At 61.3% G+C, this 19789-nt stretch carries 11 protein-coding genes; 6 read left to right on the top strand and 5 right to left on the bottom strand.

The window, feature by feature from the left end:
- The first annotated feature begins 17 nt into the window (after positions 1-17).
- Positions 18-749 carry a selenium cofactor biosynthesis protein YqeC gene (yqeC, locus tag C5B90_RS16235; RefSeq protein WP_115882997.1) on the top strand — a complete coding sequence of 244 codons (732 nt, stop codon included), beginning with the start codon at positions 18-20 and terminating at the stop codon, positions 747-749.
- Here the strand turns inward: yqeC and C5B90_RS16230 are convergent.
- The 3 genes from C5B90_RS16230 to C5B90_RS16220 all read right to left on the bottom strand — a co-directional run bounded on the left by C5B90_RS16230 (position 746) and on the right by C5B90_RS16220 (position 5555).
- Entirely contained in the window at positions 746-1357 is a 612-nt protein-coding gene (locus C5B90_RS16230) for a molybdenum cofactor guanylyltransferase (RefSeq protein WP_115882996.1), read from the bottom strand. The genes yqeC and C5B90_RS16230 overlap by 4 nt on opposite strands.
- 556 nt (positions 1358-1913) lie before the next feature.
- Positions 1914-2876, bottom strand: coding sequence for a hypothetical protein (locus C5B90_RS16225; protein WP_115882995.1), 963 nt, complete (start codon positions 2874-2876; stop codon positions 1914-1916).
- Positions 2877-4001: 1125 nt separating this feature from the next.
- On the bottom strand, positions 4002-5555 hold the full coding sequence (locus C5B90_RS16220) for a family 43 glycosylhydrolase (protein WP_394337545.1): 1554 nt from the start codon (positions 5553-5555) through the stop codon (positions 4002-4004).
- A gap of 477 nt (positions 5556-6032) precedes the next feature.
- Between C5B90_RS16220 and C5B90_RS16215 the strand changes: the two genes are divergently transcribed.
- Together C5B90_RS16215 and C5B90_RS16210 are read left to right on the top strand one after the other, a co-directional pair.
- The gene (locus C5B90_RS16215; RefSeq protein WP_199517527.1) at positions 6033-10784 is read left to right on the top strand and encodes a glycoside hydrolase family 2 TIM barrel-domain containing protein; all 4752 of its coding nucleotides are present in this window, start codon (positions 6033-6035) and stop codon (positions 10782-10784) included.
- A 303-nt stretch (positions 10785-11087) separates the two neighbouring features.
- Entirely contained in the window at positions 11088-12584 is a 1497-nt protein-coding gene (locus tag C5B90_RS16210) for a family 43 glycosylhydrolase (protein ID WP_233512070.1), read from the top strand.
- 336 nt (positions 12585-12920) lie between these two features.
- On the opposite strand, the gene C5B90_RS16205 is transcribed toward C5B90_RS16210, so the two are convergent.
- Positions 12921-14315 (bottom strand): GntP family permease, encoded by a 1395-nt coding sequence (locus tag C5B90_RS16205; protein WP_115882991.1) that lies wholly within the window; start codon positions 14313-14315, stop codon positions 12921-12923.
- 152 nt (positions 14316-14467) lie between these two features.
- Here C5B90_RS16205 and C5B90_RS16200 point away from each other — a divergent pair, with 152 nt between their 5' ends.
- From C5B90_RS16200 to C5B90_RS16190, 3 genes are all read left to right on the top strand, one after another.
- Complete coding sequence (locus C5B90_RS16200; protein WP_115882990.1) at positions 14468-14914, top strand: universal stress protein; 447 nt, start codon at positions 14468-14470, stop codon at positions 14912-14914.
- A 734-nt stretch (positions 14915-15648) separates the two neighbouring features.
- Positions 15649-16452 (top strand): inositol monophosphatase, encoded by an 804-nt coding sequence (locus C5B90_RS16195; RefSeq protein WP_115882989.1) that lies wholly within the window; start codon positions 15649-15651, stop codon positions 16450-16452.
- A gap of 668 nt (positions 16453-17120) precedes the next feature.
- Positions 17121-17918 (top strand): IclR family transcriptional regulator, encoded by a 798-nt coding sequence (locus C5B90_RS16190; protein WP_115882988.1) that lies wholly within the window; start codon positions 17121-17123, stop codon positions 17916-17918.
- Positions 17919-17972: 54 nt separating this feature from the next.
- Here the strand turns inward: C5B90_RS16190 and C5B90_RS16185 are convergent, their stop codons facing one another.
- Complete coding sequence (locus C5B90_RS16185) at positions 17973-19640, bottom strand: aldehyde ferredoxin oxidoreductase family protein (RefSeq protein WP_115882987.1); 1668 nt, start codon at positions 19638-19640, stop codon at positions 17973-17975.
- Between the last annotated feature and the right edge of the window lie 149 nt (positions 19641-19789).

Below are 19789 nucleotides of genomic sequence, written 5' to 3'. Positions count from 1 at the left end.
CACCCCGGAGAACGAACATGACGCTCGCTGATGCGCTCTGCGCTCGACACGGCGTGGTCTGCGTCGTCGGCGCGGGCGGGAAAAAGTCCACGCTGTACGCGCTGGCGCGCCGGCTCGACCGTGCCGTCGTGACGGCGACGGTCCGCATCCCCATCTTCGACCAGCACGTCGTTGACGTGGTCGTAACCGACACGCCGGTCGAAGCGCTCGAACGGGCGACTGACTGGCCGGTGGGCGTCGTCCCCAACCGTGACGGCGACGACCGCTACCGCGGGTACGACCCCGACGTGGTCGACGCCATCGGGGATTCGGGTGCCGCCGGCACGGTGTTGGTGAAGGCCGACGGCGCGCGGATGCGCGAGTTCAAGGCCCCGGGTGACCGCGAACCACAGCTCCCGGCGACTGCCGACACCGTCCTCCCCATCGCGAGCGTCCACGCGGTCGGTGAGCCACTTTCCGAAGCGTGTGTCCACCGCCCGGAACGAGTCGCCGACCTCACCGACCTCGAACTCGGCGACACGATTCGCCCGGAGGACGTCGCAACTGTGCTCACCAGCGAGCGCGGCGGCCGCGTGGACGTCCCCGACGGTGCGACGGTCGTTCCCGTCCTGAACAAGGTCGATGACGCCGCCCACGAGGCTGTCGCACGGGAGATTGCTACGGACATCCTTGCTCAGTCAGACGTCCCACATGTCGTACTGACGCAGTTGACGGCGCCAGAACCCGTCGTGGCCGTCGTGGAGCGCTAGCGCAACTGTTCCGCCGCGCGAGCGAACTCGTCGGGGGTGTTGATGTTCTCGAAGGTGTCGAGACTCGCGTACTCGCACACCTCGTCCTCCCCGAGGACGACGTAGTCGAGCGTGAACAGCGGGTCGATGATTTTGTGGCTCCCCTCGGCCAGCGCGACCTCGCAAGCGTCGGCCATCGCCGAGGCCCGGTACACGGCGTGCGTCGGCTGGAACCAACCGTCACCGACCCGCGGCACGGCGGCATCGTGACCGCCCGCCCGCTCGAACAGTCTCTCGATGAGCGCGGGTTCGAGAAAGGGCATATCGCAGGCGGCGACGAACGCGTACTCCGATTCCGCGGCGCGCAGGCCCGTCATAATTCCCGACATCGGGCCCTCGTCGCAGTCCGCGTCCTCCGCAATCGTTATCGGGTGGTCGTAGCCGTCGAGCGCGGTTCGGAGCGCAGCAGTCTGCTCCGGTCGGCAGTTGACGACGAGGCTGTCGATGACACCCGCCATCCGGTCGGCGACGCGCCGGATGAGAGGGGTTCCAGCGAGCGAAGCGACTGCTTTGTCCTCCTCACCGAATCGCGTCGAGTACCCGCCGGCGATGATGACACCAGTTCGCATACTGGTGGTGTTTACTTTCGTCGTGGAAAGCAGTTGTGCTACGAGCCGTATATCGGTTCATTCGTCAGTTTCGTGCCGGGGTTGGCTACCCTGTGCTGTATTCTCAGCTACCGTCGCTTGCAGTCCGGAACGTTCGACGCTTTTTGAGTGATCAGAGACTTCGATTTCGGGACGCGAGAGTGAATGAGAACGAACCACACACATTACACAGCTATCCGTGTTATCCAGATTTTCATTTTATTTAAAATTAACGCAGAATCGGAACGAGCTGGAGGTGATTACTGCTGAATCGTCGAGTGTTACACTCGATGCTCGCTGGCGTAATTGGAGCGGCTCGCTGGCCGCTCGGATGACGGTCATCCACTTTGATCACCACTTGGGCCGTTACGATGGGTCTGAAAATCCTCACAACCTCGGAGGATGATTTTGATGCGTTCCTTATTTACGATTCTCAGGACATCGAATGATTCTATCCGCAGGAGATGAGGGTGAACTATTAGTGCAAACGTACGTGTGGACTCTTAGAGGCGTGAGGAGAGTTACTACGCTCGCAGCTCTACTCGGACGATTCGTTCGTCGTATTCGCCCCTATATTACAACCCATGAGCGTCGAGACGGTGCTAGCCGTGAGTTCTCCCGCAGCGTTGATTTCTGCTCGCGTTGAGGACTCGTTACAGTCGAAGTTTTTGGGCGTAACTTGCTCAGTCACCGTCGTCCCTGTTTCGATCACACCCATCGATAGAGTGTACGTCCCCCTCTCACTGAGGGTGATCAGTACCGTCCCCTCGGGTTCGACCGTGTAGACCCCATCGAACTGCGTTGTCGAGTCGTCCTCGACGAGAATTCGGGTCGTCCACGTGTCGTCCGATGGATTCCGAAGCATGAGCGTGTGGCTGAATTTCCCTGTATCCGCAGGAATCGGATCGTCACCGAGTGTGTGCGACGCTAGCCCATCAGTGGAGGCATTTTCGCTGACAACACCGGGACACGCCATACGCGTCGAAACACCGATCGAGTCAAGCGTACCATCGTCTTGAACGCTGATCGTCGTTCGGGTCACGTTACAGGTGAATTGGCTAGGACTGATAGTAACCTCTTCAGTCGCATCCAACTCGGGAACTGTCACGCGGGCTGCGTACGTATCGAGATCGGTGAGTGATACAACGATGCTCGCGTTCGCTTCGAGTTCCACCGATTCCTCAAACACGGTCTCGCCGGCCTTCGAAACCGTAATCGTTCCGTGATGGGTCTCCTCGGTGGGGTTTCCAAACGCGACGTGGTGAGCTTTTCTGAGGCCACGCTCTTCGAGCGATTTGGTCCCGACAGTTCGTTCGACCGTGTCTCCGGACTTGATGTGCGTACGTTCCTGCATTTGCTCAGTCTCGGTCTGTGTCTCTTCTGTGGTTGACGTTTCTGTCTCAGTTGTGGATGATCCATCCGAAGTTGCTTGGGAGGTACAGCCCGCTGCTGCGGTTGCGAGGCCAATTCCAGCACTTGCCAGAAACGTTCTCCGTTTCATATCCAACCATTAGAGGGGTCAAGTATCGTCCTATCCCAGATTCAAAGGCGTCTTTGAGTCCCGGAACCCACATCATAGGGTGGCACTGTCTAGTCACAGTTTCGGCGTTTGGATTCCGTTGCGTGGCTTATTTTCACGCAGATTAGGTTTGGTTAGGCTGTGGTCTCGTAATTTTCGAATTTTCCACAGTGAGAAAGCTTGGAAAGGTTTTCTGAGAGACATGGAATCGAAATCGATAGACTGCTCCTATTTCAGTCTCGATATGCTTGAACAGAAGGCACGCAACACGCCCATCCTCCGAGGTTGTGATCCTCAGACGAAGCAGATGGATATCGCTCTATACAGTTTATGAGCTCCGCGACTGTCGGATTATAGTACGAGACGAAAAACGCGTGAAGGGAGGTCGAGGCCACACCGAACCACGCAGAACCGGTTCGTGAGGGCCAAAGCGATCTATTTCCAGAACTAACGGCCGATTGGCGCGTACATTTCGACAGTAAATTGCAGTACTGGACCGGCGATGTACCAAGAAACAGCTCACCGACCAAGTTCGATATCTCATCTGCGAGTTGCTCGTTCGGTCCACAAACCCGGGGTCGAAGCACCCAAAGCGGCCCGCTGTCGATCAATCCGAATCTGAATACGTGATTTTCGAGACAATCGGTGGTTGTGAAATATATTTGAATATAATACTAGTGTCGTTGTCCGTAGTAGACAACGAGGATTAGTAATCAGGCCAGGGGAACCGGCGGTGAACGAATAAACTTCATATTGCTATACGAAATTTGAGATTGGATGGTTACAGAGTTCGGGGGAGAGACGTCTTCTGCCCGGATTTGTCGAGCAGTACAGGATATGACGAGCGATACTAACTCAAAGACATAGCCACGCGAGAGATTTCTCTGCGATTATCGGAGAATCCGAATAATCGTCACTCAGTAGTGCCTTGTAGAGACGGCAGACGCGACCGAGCGTCAGTCGTAGAGTACGAAGTGAATTCCACGTCGAACAGAGAGAGGTGTGCGTCGTTGCAACAACGAGACGCCGAATCCAGGCCAGACCCCAGCGACAGTCGTTGCAACGCGGCGATGCTGAATCAGCGTCGGTGTGATGCAGCGGTGCCGATCACCACGGGCGACCGTCCCAGAGCGGTTGGACGCCGCCGATGAAGTTGAAGTTCCATCGCTGTTGGTCCCCGCCGTTCCACGGCCACTGGACCACGTCGTCTCCGTCAGCGGTCCCGGCGTTGTACACCTCGGCTACATCACCAGTCGCAACGCTTTCGATGCGGTAGGTGCCGTCTCCGTTATCAATGATGTTCCACTTCTGGGCGGCACCGGTGAACCACGGCCACTGTTGGAGACTCGCACCGTCCGTGGTCGTCCCGTCCGGGACGTCGAGTGCGCGGTTGCTGTTCTCGTTGACGATGCGGTACTCGCCGCCACCGATGTACTCGACCCACCATCGCTGGCAGGTGCAGTCGTTTGCGGCCCACTGCCGAACGTTCGCCCCGTCGCTCGTACTGGCATCTGCGACCTCCATCACCTTCCCGCTGTTGACGTTCTGAATCTCGTAGATTCCGTCAGCGAGGATGCCGCTGTCGTTGGTGTTCGGTTCGACCGACTGAAGGCTGGGCGTCTTATCCCCGGCGATGACGGGCCAATCGTTGTCCGTCCACTCGACGCGGTCGATGAAGAACTGCCGGGCCGGAACGCCGTCTACGTACTCCGGACCAGTACGGTCGTAGGCGTGATACACGAACCAGTCCTGCCCGTTGTCATCCGTGGTGATGTCCCCGTGGGCGGGCGCGACGAACCGACCGTTCGAGGTGAGTTGCGCGATGCCGGCGTTGTCGCTGTTGTAGCTCATCATGTCCGTGCCGGACACGTCGGTGTACGGCCCGAAGAAGTTCGTCGACCGGCCGACTTCGACCTCGTAGGTGCTGCTGTAGCCGTTACAGCAGGTCCCGGTTGCGACAAACAGGTACCAGTAGCCGTTGCGGTAGAAGACCGTCGCCCCCTCGTAGGCGTCACCGGCGACCTGTTGGAGCGTTTCTGGCTTCCAGTCCTGGAGGTCCGAGGTGAGTTCCATCAGATAGATTCCCTGGAAACTCCCCCAGAACAGATACGGCGTGCCGTTGTAATTGACGAAGTATCCGTCGATGGACCCGCCACCGGCGTGGTCGTTGTCGCCGATAATCTGGCCGTAGTCAGTGAAGGGGCCGTCCGGCGTGTCGGACTTTGCGAGGCCGATGCCGAACTCACCGCTCTCCCACGGGCGGGGTGAAAGCGAGTAGAACATCACCCACTCTCCGTCGTAGTAGTGGATGTCCGGTGCCCAGATGGAGCCGTACGTCCAGCCCGGACGGGAGTCGAAGGCTTCCCCGACGTAAGTCCACTCGTGGAGGTTGTCAGAGCGCAGAATCGGGATGAGCAACTCGTCGGAGTCGTTGTTCCGATTCATGTTCGTTCCGTAGGCCCACCAGGTTCCGTCTCCCGCCCGATGAATCGTGGGGTCGGGGAAGTGAGGGCCGTACAGGGCGTTGTGATAGTGTGTCGAATCGTCCGTCGTCGCAGAGACTGACCCGCTCCCCGCCACTGCAAGAGTCGAGCCGAGAGCGCCGATACCGATGCTTTTCAAGACGTTCCGCCTGTTCAATCCACTGTCATTTTCTGGCATGCAACTGCCAAAATATAGACACACATACATAATGCTTTTTGCTGTTATTATCTGGTTCGTTGCTTCCGGCTTCGGTTGAACACGATTGTGGAACCAGCTTCTCGAACGACAGACGCAGGAAGACCACATCATGAGCCACGAGACGAGAGCGACCAAAATAGCAGGTATCAAACACGGTGTGATTACGGGCCTACTCGGCTAGTGAGTAACAAGCAGTCACCTACCAGATAATACTCGGCACATGTTCTATTGGTTCTATGTGATACTGCCATTAGAATTAAGTTAATTGTATATGATTATAGTTTGACGGTCGTAGTTCCTCAACTGCGCGTCAGGAAGGCGGTTGACGAGCGTTCTAGACCTCCTACCGCACATCGAAACACCATGACACACTCAAATCAGCGGAAGACAGGTATCGAACAGTCACCCGATAGTCGGCTCACTCCGACGCGACGGAAGTTCTTGCAGGCGACCGGAATGGCCGCGGTAGCCATGGGAGCAAGTTCGCAATCCGGTGCCGCAACAGCGATGAACGTGCCAAGCGCCCCGGGTCGGATTTCGAATCTCGCGGCGTACCTCGAAGACCCCGAAACGGTTGCCGAGAACGTCGAGCCGACGCACGTTACGACCGCCGTTCCCTACGGGTCCGTGCACGCGGCCCGAACGGCGGACGAACCGTTTACCGAACTCGAATCGCGATTCGCGGAGTCGGAGTACGTCCAACTACTCAACGGGGAGTGGCAGTTCGCGTTCCACGAGAAGCCTGCCGACCTTCCCGACTCGTACGACAGCCTTGCGAGCGACGAGTGGGGTTCGATAGACGTTCCCGGTGTTTGGCAGACGCAGGGCTACGGTCAGCGAATTTACGCTAACAATGCCATCACGTGGGAAGCCTACGAGCCGAACCAAGATGGCGATTTAGTGCCCGACGAAAACGGCACCGTCGACGTCCCGGGAATCGACGACGACGGCCTCAACCCCGTCGGCACGTACCGACGGTCGTTCGCAGTGCCAGAGGCGTGGGACGGCCGCGAGACGTTCCTCCACTTCGAAGGCGTCAAGCAGGCCTTCTTCGTGTGGGTCGACGGCGAGTACGTCGGCTTCCGGACGGGGTCGATGACGCCCGCCGAGTTCGACGTCAGCGACCACGTCGAGGCCGGCGGAGACCACCAGGTTACAGTGCAGGTGTATCACTGGTCCGACAGCGAGGCGCTGGAGACGATCGACATGTTCCGGTACGCCGGCATCTTCCGAAGCGTCTACTTGTTCGCGACGCCGACGGTCCACCTCAGGGACTTCTACGCGCGCACCGACCTCGACGACGACTACGAGGACGGCGAACTTCGTATCGACGCCGAAATCGCGAACTACGGCGATGCGCCCGCGGGAGAGTACGAGGTGCGCGCGCACCTCTACGAGACCTCCCGCACGAAACCGGGCCGCGGACCGCCGCGTGAGAACGGGACGAACGCAGCAGGTCGAGACAACGGGAAGCAGAAGGGCCGCAAGGAACCTCAGGGACGCGGCCCACCGGACAACACCGGTCGCGGCCGCGGGCCGCCGCGCGGGCGCAAGGTCACGACCCTCTCGTCGACCGCGACTGTGGACGAAGACGGAGCGGTAGTCACGCTCGATACCGACGTAACGGACCCTGCAAAGTGGTCGGCCGAGCATCCGAACCTCTATCAGCTCGCGCTGGAGCTCGCGCCCGTCGGCGGCGAGCCGACGGAGGCGATGCTGGAGAAAGTCGGCTTCCGGACCTACGAGACGACCCGCGGACGACACGGTGCCGAAGTTCTGGTCAACGGCGAGTCAGTCGATATTCAGGGCGTGAACCGCCACGAGACCGACCCCGACTTCGGGCGGACAGTACCAATCGAGCGCGTTCGGGAGGATATCGAGACGATGCGACGGTTCAACATCAACGCGGTCCGAACCTCTCACTACCCGAACGACCCGTCGCTGTACCGACTCGCGGACGAGTACGGCCTCTACCTGCAGGACGAAGTCTGCGTCGAGACCCACTGGTGGGAGGGACTGCTCGCGAACACCGAAGTCTACCACGACCAGGCGGTCGCGCAGTTCCGCCGAATGGTGCTTCGAGACCGAAATCACGCCTCGATTTTCAGTTGGTCGACCGGCAACGAGGCCGGGACTGGTGCCGAGCACCTCGAAATGGCGTCGCTAGCAGCCGACTCTGACGAGTACATCCCTGAGGATACCGCCGACGTCAGCGGCGTCGAAACCGTCGAGTCGTTCGACGGAGCCGCCGAGGGGCTGGCGTCCGACCGCTTGCTCTATCACCAACCGAACGGCGGCGGCTGGAACGTCGAGTACAGCGACATGCTCGGGCCGCGGTACGCCGACATCGGGACGTTGCTGTCGGTCGGCGACGGGTCGTACATCGGTGACGGACTCCGTCCCGTCGTGATGGGCGAGTACAACCACGCGATGGGCAACAGCCTGGGACTCGTCCACGAGATGTGGAACGAGTATATCAAGCCGCCAGTCCGGGAAGCGACCGACCGGGCAGGCGCCGACATCCCCGGTGTGCTCGTCGGGTCGCCGGATGTCGTTCCCGGGCCGGACGCGGCACCGGGTGGGAACACCGACGGGGCGGTCGAACTCGGCGCGGGCGACGCGATTGAAATCCGACGAACCCCCGAACTCGAACACGACGGTGAGTTCACGGTCGGCGCGACGGTTTCCGTCGATGAGGGAACCAGCAGGGGTGACGCACCCATCGTCGTCGACGAAGGCAGATACGCGCTGTCGCTTTCGGACGGTGAAATCGAATTCTCGGTCGGCGGCGGTGAGGGTACGGTCACAGCCCCAATTTCCGATGGCAGTCTCGACGATTGGACAACCGTCGTCGGCGTCGCTGACTCGAACGCGCTCGCGATTTACGTCGACGGTTCGCGCGCGGGCACAGCGAATCACTCCGTCTCGGGACTTCCTGCTGGTTCGGAGCCAGTCCGAGTCGGTGGCGAGGCCAACTTCACGGTCGACAGCGTCGGCATCTACGACCGCGCTGTGAACCCCGAGGAGACGAGCGATGCCGACGGCGAGCGAACGGACGGCGCTCTCGTCGCGTACGACTTCGCCGACCTGCTGCGAGACAAGAGTCTCGTCGGCGGGTTCGTCTGGGACTGGGTCAATCAGGACCTGAACGACACCACGGCGGACGGCGAGCCGTTCCAGTTCTACCACAGCGACGGCCCCGACGGGGCGTTCTGTCTCAACGGATTGGTCTGGTCCGACCGAGACCCACAACCCGAACTGTGGCAACTCAAACACAGCCATCAGCCGGTCGGTGTCGCCGACGCCGACGTTGCGGTGGGCGAGATTTACATCTCGAACCGCTACAACTTCACGTCCCTCGACGGCGTTGAGGGTCGGTGGGAACTGACCGCAGACGGCGAAACGCTCCGTTCCGGTGGCTTCGATGTCGACATCAGTCCGGGCGAGACCCGCCGCGTCAGCCTCCCCGTCGAAGCGCCGTCGAATCCCGGGGCGGGCGTCGAGTGCCGGCTAACGGTGCGATTCACACTCGCGGAAAGCACCGTGTACGCCGATGCTGGTCACGAAGTCGCGTTCGAACAGTTAGAAGTTCCCGTCGATGCGCCCGAACCGGAGTCCGCGTCGCTCGAGTCGATGGGACCGCTGTCGGTCGATAAAGCCGGCGATGTCACCATCTCCGGTGACGGCTTCGAGTACGTCGTTGCCGACGACACGGGAACGCTGTCTTCGATGGCATACGAGGGAGCCGAACTACTCGAACGCGGCCCGCTGTTCAATTCGTGGCGCGCCCCGGTCATGAACGAGATTCAACAGTGGGGAAGCTCCCCCGCGCTCTCGTGGTACGAGGCGGGTCTCGACGAACTGACGCACTCCGTCGAGTCGGTCGACGTCGAGCGCCGCGACGAGTCGCTCGTCGAGGTCGCAGTCGAGGGCTTCGCCGAGGGGGCCGAACCGGCCAGTCGGCTGGAGACGCCGGACCACTCCGAACACGACAACGACGGCGTCCTCGCGGGTGAAGCCGAAGTCGTCGAGGGGGCCGACGGGCAGGCCGTCGAGTTCACGAACGACAGCACGCTCTCGCTCGGGCAATCAGAGAGCCTCGACATCACCGACGCGGGACTCACAATCGAGTTCTGGGTCCACCCCGGCGAGCCACAGGACGGTGGCGCGGCGCAGGTCTACGTCTCCAAGGGCGGACGACAGTATCTACTCAAGCGCCGTGAGAGCGGTCGTGACGGGTATCTGGAGTTCGTGTTCAACGCCGACGGCTGGCACGTCGCCGACGGACCGGTTCCGGACGACTGGACCGAGGGTTGGCACCACGTCGCCGGCGTCTGGGACGGCAGCGAGATGACGCTGTTCGTCGACGGAGAACGCCTCGGAAGCGGCACCTACGAAGGGACGCTGCAACACATCGACGCGCCGACGCAGGTCGGTTCGAGCGTCGCGGACGGAACCGCACTAGACGAGGTACGCATCTACGACCGTGCGCTCTCCGAAGACGAACTCGGGGCGCTCGCGACGGACACGCCGCTCGACGGCGCTGTAGCGTGGTTGCCGCTCGACGAGTTCGACAGCGTCGAAGACGCGAACGGTCCGGGCTTCGCCACCAACTACCACTACCGAGTCTACGGGAGCGGCGATGTCGCTATCGACGTCGAAGCCCATCCCAACGAGGGACTCCGCGACACGGTCAGTGGTTGGCTTCCGAAGGTCGGCGTTCAACTCGAACTCCCGGAGCGATTCGGTGACTTCGAGTGGTACGGTCGCGGCGAACTGGAGACCTATCCCGACCGCAAGTGGGGTGTTCCAATCGGGTGCTACGAGGGGTCTGTCGACGAACAGTACGTCCCCTACCTCCCACCGACCGACAACGGGAACAAAGCACAGACGCGGTGGGCGACGCTCTCAGACGGTGAGGTGTCCCTCCTCGGGACGTTCGGGGACGAGGATGCGAACGTCAGCCTCGAACAGTGGGCGAATCTCACGGCGGCCGAACACCAGTACGAACTGGAGGAACGCGGGTCCGTCGGACTCAACCTCGACCATCGGGTGACTGGTCTCGGCGGAACCCCGACTAACCCGCTCGACCGGTATCAGGTCCCGGTCGAATCGACCACGTTCAGCGTCGTCCTTCGACCGTTCGACCCCAACGACGACGACCCGATGGCGCTTGCGAACCGACGACTCCCCGGCGCACAGGAGTAGCGTTCGGGCCTCGGCCCTCGGTGCTCGTTTTCCCACCCGTGACGACAGGGGAAACGTTGCAAACTCGGCACTGAGAACCGAACCGGATTCAGGAATCGACCCGAACGTCGCAGAGCAAACAGTCGCGTCGGTATCCCCGGCTGTTCAACTCGATACCGTTCGCTGCATCTCTCAACTGCAGTTCGGTCTGTTGTTCGGTCTGCTGTTCAGCCTGCCAATCGGTCTTCTCACCGCGACGCTGACCGAGCCGCCACAACTGTTACCAACAAGCATTATATACCCACCATCTGTACGATAGAAGACATGACTAAACGTCATGGAAGCAATAATATCGATAGACGGACAGTACTCAAATCGCTCGGCGCGGGTGCGGTGGCGACCGTCGGCGGCCTCGGACTAAGCGGGACGGCCAGTGCGGACGAGAGTTCCACGCACTACCACAACCCGGTCGGGCCGATCGGTTTCGGCGACGTATCGATCATCGAGGACAACGGGACCTACTACGCCTACGGAACGGAGACACCCCAAGACATTATCCCCATCGCGGAGTCGACGGACATGTACAACTGGTCGTACATCGCACCGGCGCTCACGGAGACGCCGGGCTGGCACCCCACGGAGTCAGACCCGGGCTGCTGGGCACCCGACGTCCGATACCACAACGGCCAGTACCACCTCTACTATTCGCTGTCGGTCTGGGGGAGTGACAACGCGGGAATCGGCCTAGCCACCTCAGACACACCCGACGGCCCCTTCAGCGACCAGGGACCGGTGATCGAAAGCGGCGACCTCGACCTGACGAACTGCATCGACGCGGACACGGTTATCGTCGACGGCCAGCCGTGGCTGGTCTGGGGCAGTTACGAGGGCCTCTACGCCGTCCAGATGAACGACGCGATGGACGACATCGTCCCCGGCACCGAGTTCCAGATGGCGGGCCAGATGATCGAGGGGCCGGTGATGCTCCAAGACAACGGGTACTGGTACCTCTTTTACTCCTCGGGGCAGTGCTGTGAGGGGTACGACAGCACCTATCGCCTCGAATGCGGCCGCGCGACGTCGTTCACGGGACCGTACTACAACCAGAACGGCACGGACCTGCGGGACCTCACCGAGACCCACCAGGGCGTCCCGATTCTGGAGGGCAACAGCGAGTTCACCGGTCCAGGCCACAACGACGTCTTCCAGGGCCCCGACGGCGACTGGTGGTGTTTCTACCACGTGGAGGCGACCGCCGACGACGAGACGCGCTACATGATGCAAGACCGCATCGAGTGGGACAACAACGACTGGCCGGTCATCGCCTGCAACGGCGTGCCGAGCAGCGAGGCCCCCGTCCCCGGCGAGCCCTCGGGCTGTGAGAGCGGTCCCATTTCGGACGGAACCTACCACATCGCGAATGCCAACAGCGGCAAACTGCTCGAAGTGGCCGACGCCGGAACGGCCGACGGCGACAACGTGCGCCAGTACGCCGACACCGGGAGCACGTGTCAGGACTGGGACGTCACGGCGAACGGTGACGGAACCTACGCGATCACGAACGTCAACAGCGGCCTCTGGCTGGAGGTTGCGAGCGCCGGCACGGCAGAGGGTGACAACATCCAGCAGTACAGCAACACCACCAATCCGACTCAGGCCTGGACTATCGAAGACGCGGGCGGCGGTGAGTACCGCCTCGTCAACGCGAACAGCGGGCTGCTCGCCGAAGTGGCGAACGCGGGCACCGCCGACGGCGACAACGTCCAGCAGTGGAGCGACAACGGCGGCGCACACCAGCGGTGGACGTTCACCTCGGTCTAATCGAGCGACCGACCAGACTCACAGCACGGCATCGCCGCCGGCGACGTACAGCAGGTGGCTGGTGACGAACGACGCGTCGTCGCAGGCGACAAAAAGGCGGACTCAGCCACGTCCCCGGACGGTTCGGACCGCTCCATCGGCCACGGCTTTTTTGCAACGTTCAGTTCGGTGTCTGACTCGGTCGTGTCGTCGGAGCCGACCTCCCCGTGACCATCTCCGGAGTCCACAGCAGCTCACTGCCGAGCGACGGACAAAAAAAGCCACCAAGAGAGTACGCGGTTGTGGTCTCGGTGCGTGCATCGCTTCCGTTTGACGCTTGGTTTCGACGGCCGAAATTCACGCGAGCGGAACGATAGTCGAGAAGACGAGCACCGAAGCGATTCCCGTGACCGAGATAATCGTCGTCAGCGCCGTCCACGTTTTCAGCGTCTCCATCTGCGTCAGACCGCCGATCTCCTTCATCAGCCAGAAGCCGGAGTCGTTGTACCACGAACAGATGATGCCGCCCGAGCCGATCGCCATAACGAGGTACGCGGGGTGTACGCTGAGCTGGCTCGTCAGCGGTGCCATGATACCCGCGGTCGTCAGCATCGCGGCCGTTGCCGACCCCTGTGCGATGCGGACGATAGCGGCGATAAGCCACGCGGTCACCAGCAGTCCGATACCAATCCCACGGAGGCTATCGGCGATGTACGGGCCGATTCCCGACGCGGCGAGCAGCGCGCCGAACGCGCCACCCATCGCGGTGATTGCAGCGATGTTCCCACCGCTCTTGAGCGCCTCAGTAAGCTCGTCTTCCCACAGCGAACGCGAGAGGTCGGACCAGCGGAGGTACGTGAGCGCCGCTGTAAGCCCAGCGAGCGTCATGGCGACGTTCTTGTCTCCGATAAATGCGATTCCTGGTCTGACGACCGCGAGCGACGGATAGAGCGGTTCGAGCGTGTTGAGAATCGTAAGCGAACTCACTAACACGACCGCGAGGACGATCGGGAGCGCGGCCTCGAACGTCCCCGGAAGCGAGCTACTGCTCTGCTGTGCCCGTTCTTCGAGTTCTTCGGTCGTCGTCCCCATCGAGTCTCGCAGCGGAATCTCCATCCGAGCGTTGGCCCAATGGCCGAAGACGAGCCCGGACATCGTCGCCGAAGGAATCGCGACGGCCACACCGACAGCCATCGTCATGGCGAGGTCGACGCCGACTTGACTAGCGACTGCCAGCGGCCCCGGGGTCGGCGGAATGAACACGTGCGCCGCAGAGCCGCCGGCGCCCACGGCGATGAGATACAACGCGTAGTTCTTTCCGCGGCGTGCACGCATCGAGCGGGCGAGCGGCGCTAAGAGGAACAGGACGCTGTCGAAGAACACCGGAATCGAGAGGACCGTACTGCTCCCCCACAGCGCAAATTCCGAGTTCTCCCGCCCGACGAGTGATTGAAACGTCCGCACGATACGTTGAGCGGACCCACTTTCCAGCATCGACTTGCCGATGATTGCCGCCATGAGGATGGGAATACCGATACCTTCCATCCCGTTTCCGAACGCCGCTGCCGTTCTCGTCGCCGCATCGACGAGCGCGAAGTCCGAGACGAACACCGAGTTGACGATGCCGACGGAGAACGCGGCGAGCCCTAACCCCACGAACGCGGGGAGGTCCCACACGACGAGGAACAGTACAACTAGTATGAGCCCGACTACGAACGTAAGTAGCGGACTATGGACGAACTCCACCGTCATGATCCGTCCTCGAATCAATCATATTAGTTAATAATTGTTACTATGTGTCAATGCTTGGTTGTGTATACAGTTGGGAGGAATACAACGTTCTCTGAGGGAGTCTACGACGTCGCTGCCCTAGTTTCTTCAAAGGAGGCCCACGTGGAGACGGTATGGAACGAGTCCTAGCCGTCGTAGACCCGTCGGAGATCTCGAAGAAGGTCGTCCGCGAGGCCGGTTCGATCGCCGAACAGATGAATGCCGAAATGGTCCTCATCCACGTGACGACGGAAGACGAGTACAAAGCCCGACGCGGGACGATGGAGACGCTCCTGAGTTCCTCGAGGAGTTACACACACGACGACGCGCGAGAGGGGGCGACGAAGTTCGCTCAAGACCTCGGACGCGAAGTGCTCGCTGATTTCGAGGTGGAGTACCGGGCGGTCGGGTCCCTCGGCGACAAGGCCACTGAAGTACTCGATGCGGCAGTCGAAAACGAGTGCGACCACATCTTCCTCTCAGGGCGTCAACGGTCGCCGACGGGTAAGGCCATCTTCGGTGACACCACGCAGCGAGTCATCCTCGAGTTCGACGGATTCGTCACCGTCACCACTCGGTGAACCTCGTCTCCCGGAGTCGTCAGTGAGTACCGCTTGCCCGACGAGAGAGCTCAACCGCGCACTGTTCGGTTGGTGAAGTACGCACGTGAGCAGACGGATCACTACCGATTCTGTTCTTTTTCGAGACCCCGCTAGCCGACTCACGCGAAATTGAAAGCGACCCTCGACTAGCGGCACGGATTGCCACATCTCGTTTGCTATCTGAGAATTTTTATTGGCTACACACAGATAAGCGTTACATAATTATATGTGTAATAGAATGGGCGAATTTTATTCGAATATCGGTATTTTAGGCGCTGAAGAGGCCGCTGCGTCGAGAGTTCCAATACGTGCAGGAAGACAGAATGCATCAGATCCTTCGACCGTACCTATCGGCACGTCCCCACGAGCAACGAGCTCGCTTGGTGAGTTATCACAGAGATGGTGGAGTCGCGAATAAGGCGCTACAGAGACCGGTTTCGGCCACGCGCGAACTCGTGGCCTCGGACGAGGGGTCACGAGTGGGCGCAGAGCCCCGCTCTGAGGGGTGCCGTACCCGTATCGAATCTCGGATGGTCGTTCTGAGGGGAAGAACGGTCGAGATACCGCGAGTCGGCGTGTTGTGACCCTCAGAACGCGTACACCCACCGGGGAGAAACTAACCGACAGCAAACTCCCGTCGCGTAGTCGGCAAAAGACCGCGAAGGCTTGACCGCTGTCCGAGGCTTTTTCTCGCCGTGTCGTACATAGTCGCTATGGACACGGACCCCCGCACGGAAGTCGCAATCGATGCCGCGAAGAGAGGTGCCGACCACGCGTCGGCGCGTTTCAGAACCGAACTCGATATCGAGCAGAAAGGCGACGCGATAGACCTCGTCACGGAAGTCGACCGCGAGACACAACGCCGGGTCATCTCGACGATTAGAGAGCGCTTCCCCGACGACGCGGTCGTCGGCGAGGAGGAAGACGAACTGAAGACCGTCCCCGAGTCGGGATACGCCTGGATTATCGACCCGATAGACGGGACGCAAAACTACACACGGGGGGCCCGCGAGTGGGTGACGAGCGTCGCCGTCGTCAAAGACCAGACTCCGATTGCGGCGGTGAACGTCTCTCCCGAGACGGGAGACACCTACATCGCCACGGAGGAGGGAGTCGAGCGGAACGGACGACCAATCTCCGTCAACGACGAGTCGAACACCAGCGCGTTTCTCGTCTCCTCGACGCTCCGGTATCAGGACGGTGACCGACCGGGAATCGAACGGCTCGCGGGGGACATCTTCGGTACGTTCGGCGAGATGCGGAAACTCGGGACGACGCAACTGACGCTCTCGCGACTCGCCGACGGGTCGATAGACGCGGTCGTCGGACTCGACGAACACCCGAACGCGTGGGACACCGTGGCCGGGGTCTACCTAGTCAAGCGCGCGGGCGGAACGGTAACCGACCTCCACGGAAACAACTGGGGACCGGGACAGCCGGGTCTCGTCGCGTCGAACGGGCGCGCACACGACGAGGTGCTCGAAGCGGCGCAGGCGGCGTTCGAGGCGACGCAGTAGTCGCATCCTCCGGCGCAACCACCCACAGCACCCGACGACCGGACAGAGTTCGTGACGGGCGGATTCGGGCAGTTGAATTACATAGTTATGTCTGTAATGGAGATGGGCGGCTCCGCGTTGACTGAATGCGTACTCGGACGCGGTCGTCGCGAGAGTCTAATTTTCTTGTCACGAGAGCGTGCGCGTGCGTTCACCGCGAACTAACCGATGACAGCGAGCGGAACGACGACGCTCGACACACGGCACGGAGAGAAGTGGTCGTGTTGCCCGGTGTCGCCAGCCACACTTAAACGTTCACGCGTCCGAAAACTGTGGCGAGAGTGGCGGTTTCAGGCGCTTATTCGTCCGTAAAACCGAACCTCACACGTCTCGGGACACGCGACGTTCCCGTTTTCCGAATACGTATATAGAGATGAGCCAGTTCTCCCCGGATGAACGGATAATTACAACACCTACTGTTCGTAATCATCTCATAGAAGTGTGTTAACTATTGACAATCTAGAGATCTACGTATAAATGTTCGACTTTCCGGAACATCCTGAATCGCCGAGCAGTCGGGACAGGTCGTGTCGAGCGAGCGTTCAGTCCCGGTATCGCGGGTACCTGCTGACACGGCCGCCCCAACAAACGGAGGTACATCTTTAACCCCTGACCGTGGATTCCCCTCCATGAATAGACACGACCCGTCCGGCGTGCTCAAGACGACCGCCGCCTCGTTGGCGCTCGTCGACCACATCCTCGAACTGGAGGGGGCGACGATGAGCGAGTTGGTCGAGGCGACCGACCTCGCGAAGAGCACCGTCCACGCTCACCTGAAGACGCTCGCGGAGTACGGCTACGTCGTGAACATCGACAACGAGTACCAGCTGGGAGCGAAGTTCTGTCATCTCGGCGACTACGTCAGGACGCGCAAAGACTACTACCGGGTCGCTCAGGAGACCGTCTCGTGGCTCGACAACGAGTCGTCGATGGACGCGGACTTCGCGGTCGAAGAACACGGCCGCATCGTCTCGTTGTACGGCGACCTCGAATTCGCGAACTCCCCGCGGTTTCTCATCGACGGCAGTCCGTTCCACGTCCACACGACGAGTTCGGGGAAGGCGATTATCGCCGAGTACCCGGAGACCCGAGTGCGGGACATCATCGACCGCTGGGGACTGCCTGCGGCGACGGACGCCTCCATCACGACCGAAGACGAACTGTTCGCAGAGCTGGCGACCGTCCGCGAGCAGGGATACGCCGAGAACAGCGGCGAGGCGGTCGAAGGCTTTTGGGCCATCGGGAAGGCCGTGAAGTCGCCGCGGGGCGAGGTGTACGGGTCGCTGAACCTGAGCGGTCCCGCCTACGTCATCGACGAGGAGACGCGGGCGACGCAGGCCGAACTGCTCGAACGCGCCGCCGAGCGATTCGAACAGGGCATCGCGGAGCTATACCAGACTCCGGCGGGCGAAACGGACGAAGAGTGAGAAGCGGGGGGAGAGAGACGGAGAATTCGTCGGGCGAAGGGGTACTCAGACGCGTTACGCCGGGACGTTCCCGGACGGAACGACGCCGTCGTCAGTCCACCCGCGACGCTCGTAGTACGCTTCGAGCGCCGCCTCGAACCCGTCTAACTCGTCGGCGTACGGGAGCGTGTCGTCGCCGCGGTCGAAGCCGCGCTGGTTGTTGAAGTGCCGTTCGAGCGTGACGATGCGGTCGCCGACGGCCAGCAGGTCCTCGAAGTCGGCACCGAACAGCATCTCGTAGCGCTCGGGGGTCATGAAGTCCCGCGAGAACTTACAGACGATGCCGCTGTCGTTGAGCGCCATCTGGTTTTCCTTCTCGATGAGGCGCTTGGGCTTGCCCTCGAAGCCCTCCGGCGGGTAGGCGTCGTCCTTGCCGACGAGCGGGTACTCCTGCGAGTAGAACACCGCGTACATGTGGTCCGCGCCACGGTTGGCGACGGCGTACGACAGGCCCTGTCCGTGGAGGACGCGCCCCTCGTGGGCGGCGAAGTCCATCCCCTTGACCGTCCAGTTCTCCACGCCGAGGTCGTCGTGCACGCGGGCGATACCCTCGGCGAGGTCGTCGCCGACGCCCTCCCGGAGCGCGATTTTCTCCACGAGGTCGTGGATGAGGTCGGTGTTGCCGAACTCGTCTTCGCTGGCGAGGTAGGCCGCGACGGTGTTGCCGGCCGAGATGGCGTCGAGGCCGTAGCGGTCGCACAGTTCGTTCGACTTCATCACCTCGACGATGTCGTCGACGCCGGAGTTCGACCCGAACGCCATGGTGACTTCGAACTCGGGCCCCTCGGTCTCGACGCCCGCTTCCTCGTCTTTCGTGGGGAGTTTGCACGCGAACGCGCAGGCCGAGCAGGTTCCCTTCTTGTACTTCTTCTTCTCGATGGCGTCGCCGTTGATGCCCTCTGCACCCTCGAAGTGGCGCTCGGAGAAGTAGTACGACGGGAGGCCGTCCATCTCGTTGGCGAGGTCCAGCACGGCGACGGTTCCCTGTCGCTTCATGATGTGGTCGTCGGTGGCGGCCTCCCGGTGAATTTCCATCTGTGACGACGGAATCTCGATGTCGGGCGCGGAGTCGCCGCCGAAGGTGAGCGCCTTCACGTTCTTCGACCCGAGGACGGCACCGAGGCCGCCGCGGCCGAACGCGCGCTCCTCGCTCGTCATGATGGAGGCGAAGCGCACGAGGTTCTCGCCGGCGGGGCCGACGACCATCGTCCGGTCGGCTTCGATGCCGTGTTCGTCGTCGAGGTACGCGACCGTCTCGGGGACCGTCGCGCCGGCGAGGTCCGGGACGGACTCGAACTCGACGCCCTCGTCTGTGACGTGGAGGACGACCAGTTCGTCGCTCGCGCCCTCGAGTTCGACCGCCGAGTAGCCCGCGTCAGCGAAGTTCCGCGAGACGAACCCGCCCGCGTTCGACGAACAAAGGCCGCCGGTCAGCGGCGAGACGCTGGTGCAGTTCGTCCGGCCGGTGAAGCTCATGTTCGACGCCTGCATCGGACCGGTACTGAAGTAGACCCGGTTCTCCGGGCTGAACGGGTCCACGTCGAAGGGGACGCGCTCGTGAGCGAGTCGGGTGGCGACCCCGCGGCCACCGACGTACGATTCGAGAATCTCGTCGATGTCTTCCGTCCGGCTCGTTTTGTCTCCCAAGTCGACCGTGAGCAGCGGACCTTTTGCGTGTAACATTAGAAAAAGAAGGGCTTGCCTCGCACAAATCCATTGTGGTTACTGTTACGTAGCTAACTGGACCGCCGCGAGGAACCGGACTCGAAACCGAATACTGTGTACGTTATCAATAGGAATCGTGGACAAATTATTTATGACTGTTCTGCATG

This window comes from Haloferax sp. Atlit-12N (assembly GCF_003383095.1).
Taxonomy (GTDB): domain Archaea; phylum Halobacteriota; class Halobacteria; order Halobacteriales; family Haloferacaceae; genus Haloferax.
This window is presented reverse-complemented; position numbering and strand designations above follow the sequence as displayed.